Here is a 2,966-nt window from a genome sequence, read left to right as displayed (position 1 = left end):
CCCTTGGCATGGTCGGTGGCGATCTGGACCTGCCTGGTCAGCGCGAACATGTCGGGCGCCAGCCGCGCGGTGAGGAACACCTGCGGATCGATCTTGCGCTCGCCGGCATTCTGCTCCGCCGCGGTCAGGACGCTGGCCAGCGCCTTCAGCCTGGCGGCAAACACGCCGACCGATATGTCGTACATGGAAATGGTCACGGGCAATCTCCCATGCGGCCCCAGCGCCGCGGGCCGTGACCTAGCGCCTCCGGCCACGATTCTTCAAGCGGCCTGCCCATGGCGTCACCACGCCGCCGCAATCGCCATGGTAGTATTTTCGTTACCGAGCGGAGGATTCGATGAAAAGAGCCGTTTTCGCGACCGTCTTTTTTTCAGTGGCCGGCTTCACGCAATCGGCGCTCGCGGCGGATGCGCCCTATATCGATGACCGGTCAAGCGCCGATGCGGTCGTCCGTTCGCTCTACAGCGCCATCAATCGCCACGAATTCGCCCGCGCCTGGGGCTATTTCGGCGATACGAAGCCGGCAAAGGACTTCAACGCCTTCGTCAAGGGTTACGACGGCACCGACAGCGTTGAAGTCAAGACTGGCGCCGTGTCGAACGAAGGGGCGGCCGGCAGCATCTATTACAGCGTCCCGGTCGCCATCCAGGCAACCGACAAGAAGGGCGAGGCCAAGATTTTCGCTGGCTGCTATACGGTCCGTCAGGTCAACGCGCAGATCCAGGAGCCGCCCTTCCAGCCGATCTTCATCGACAAGGGCGCGCTGAAGCCGTCGACCGAGGATTTCGACAGTGCCGTGCCGGCAAGCTGTGGCGACGGCCCTCCGCCGCCGAAGAGGGACGAGGCGCAGGAACAGGCCAAGAAAGCCTTCCTCGCTACCTATGGCGACCAGTGCGACAAGGAGGATCCGAATGGCAAGCCGATCGGCGAGCCCGAGGCTTACTCCATCCGTTACAAGGACAAGGACGCCCAGCCCAACGACCCGGAGCGCGAGACGCGGCTGTTCCGCTTCTTCTGCTCGATGGCCGCCTATAACGAGACGGCGGTCTACTACATCGCCGACGATGTCAACGGCGTGACCCAACTGCAATTCACCGAGCCGGACCTCGACATCCGCTACGAGAACAACAACAGCGAAGGCAAGGTCGAATCGATCCACATCATCGGTTTCAAGACCAGCGGCTGGGCGACCAACTCCGACTATGACGACAATACCAAAACCATCACCACGTCCAACAAATGGCGCGGCGTGGGGGATGCATCGTCATCGGGAACCTACCTGTTCCGCAACGGCGATTTCTCGCTCGTCCAGTATGACGTCGATGCGTCCTATGACGGCGAGATCAACCCGCAGACGGTCATCGACTACAACACCGCCCCTTGAACGCGGAACCGTTGATCAGGGCGCTTTCGTCAGCATCCAGTTCAGCGTGCCGCGCCAGTCGACCATGCGGATCGGCGTGCCGTGCGTGCCGGTCTCGAAGCGCACGAAACGGGTCGGGTAAGACTTCTTGGCCAAGATCGAGCGGAAGAAGGCTTCCTGCTTCTCCACCGGGAAGACTACGTCATGGCTGCCCTGGCCAAAGAAAACCGGCACGCGGCGCTTGAAGGCGGGGCTGGTCAAGAAGCTGTCGTCCCATAGCGAGCCGAGCAGCAGCAGGCCGTTGATGCGGCTGCCCGTGTCCTTTCGATCCGCCAGTTTCCAGCAGATCATGCCGCCCATCGAACCGCAGGCGACGAATATCTTCGCGCCCGGCGATTGTTGGGCATAGTGCTCGATGAGCGCCGCGACCTGCGCCGCGCCCTTGTCGCCGAAATCGGGGAAATCGGGCGACAGATAGAGGCCGTTATTGGCGGCCATCAGGTTCTTGATACGGTTGAAATTGCCGCCGAAGGTGAAGTCGTCGACGCCTTGCTTGCGGCTGCCGCCTTGCCCGTGCAGGTAGAGCACGATGATGGAAGCGCCTTCCGTCCTGCCGACCGCGACATGCCTGATATCGCCGGCGTCGGTCTTCAGCATCAGGTCCTGCTGCACCTTGCGCACACCTGGGTCGGTGTATTGCGCACGCACGCGCTTTTCCGGCACCTCGTCACGCTGGTTAATGTCGCGCATCTCATGATAGTCGAGGACGGTGTAGGCGCCATTGTCGCCGGTCGAGAGCGCCGCCGGATAGGCGAAGAGGTCGTCCTTGAACGGCTTCAGTGAAAGCGTCTGACCCTCGGCAGCCGAAAGAGACAGCGCTGTTGTGGTGATCAGGGCGAGGAGACGGCGGTAGCGAAAAGACATGCCAAGAGGCATGCGAAATTCGGCTCTGCTTTGTCAATCCTGCAGAACGCCGCCCGCCCCTTCCAGCGCCTCGCGCGTGTCGACATCGATCGAGGCGCCCTGCCCGATCTCGACATCGATGACGTCGAGACCCTCGGCCTCGACCAGATGCCGCGCGCCGGTATCGCCCTCGAGATGCGCAACGGCCGAAAACAGCGATCGCGGCAGAAGCACCGGATTGCCGCGCTTGCCCTGGTGCGAGGCGCGCACAACTGCGTGCCCGCCGGAGCCGCGGAATGCATCGATCAGGCTGTCGAGGTCCTTCGACGAGACGCCGGGCATATCGCCAAGCACGATCATGGCGCCGGCCGCGTCGGGCGCGACCTTGGCGATGCCCGCCTTCAACGACGAGGCAAGGCCGTCGGCGAAATCGGGATTGTCCGCGAGTTCCACCTCGAGCCCGCCAAGCGCCGAACGCACGCGTTCGCGCTGGTGCCCAGTGACGACGATGGTGGCCGCGGCCTTCGAGCCCAGCGCGCGGGAGGCGGTACGGCGGACCAGCGGCTCGCCGTCGAACAGCGCCAGAAGCTTGTTCGGCCCACCCATGCGGCTCGACCGGCCGGCGGCCAGCAGCACGATATCGACTTTCAGCGCCGACCTCGCCGGTTGCGGCGCCGGCTCGCGCGGCTGCGGCCTGGTC

At 63.7% G+C, this 2,966-nt stretch carries 4 protein-coding genes; 1 reads left to right on the top strand and 3 read right to left on the bottom strand.

The window, feature by feature from the left end:
* Positions 1 to 197, bottom strand: a 197-nt coding sequence (locus tag EOD07_RS28870; RefSeq protein WP_127237778.1) for a DUF1993 family protein, incomplete at its 3' end; no start/stop codon positions are given.
* Positions 198 to 337: 140 nt separating this feature from the next.
* On the opposite strand from EOD07_RS28870, the gene EOD07_RS28865 reads away from it, so the two are divergent.
* Entirely contained in the window at positions 338 to 1,384 is a 1,047-nt protein-coding gene (locus EOD07_RS28865) for a DUF1176 domain-containing protein (RefSeq protein ID WP_127237777.1), read from the top strand.
* A 15-nt stretch (positions 1,385 to 1,399) separates the two neighbouring features.
* Here EOD07_RS28865 and EOD07_RS28860 read toward each other — a convergent pair whose 3' ends face one another.
* Entirely contained in the window at positions 1,400 to 2,287 is an 888-nt protein-coding gene (locus EOD07_RS28860; RefSeq protein WP_127237776.1) for an alpha/beta fold hydrolase, read from the bottom strand.
* A 33-nt stretch (positions 2,288 to 2,320) separates the two neighbouring features.
* The coding region (locus tag EOD07_RS28855; RefSeq protein ID WP_164772631.1) for a nucleotidyltransferase family protein at positions 2,321 to 2,966 on the bottom strand (646 nt) is incomplete at its 5' end.

This window comes from Mesorhizobium sp. M2C.T.Ca.TU.002.02.1.1 (assembly GCF_003997225.1).
This window is presented reverse-complemented; position numbering and strand designations above follow the sequence as displayed.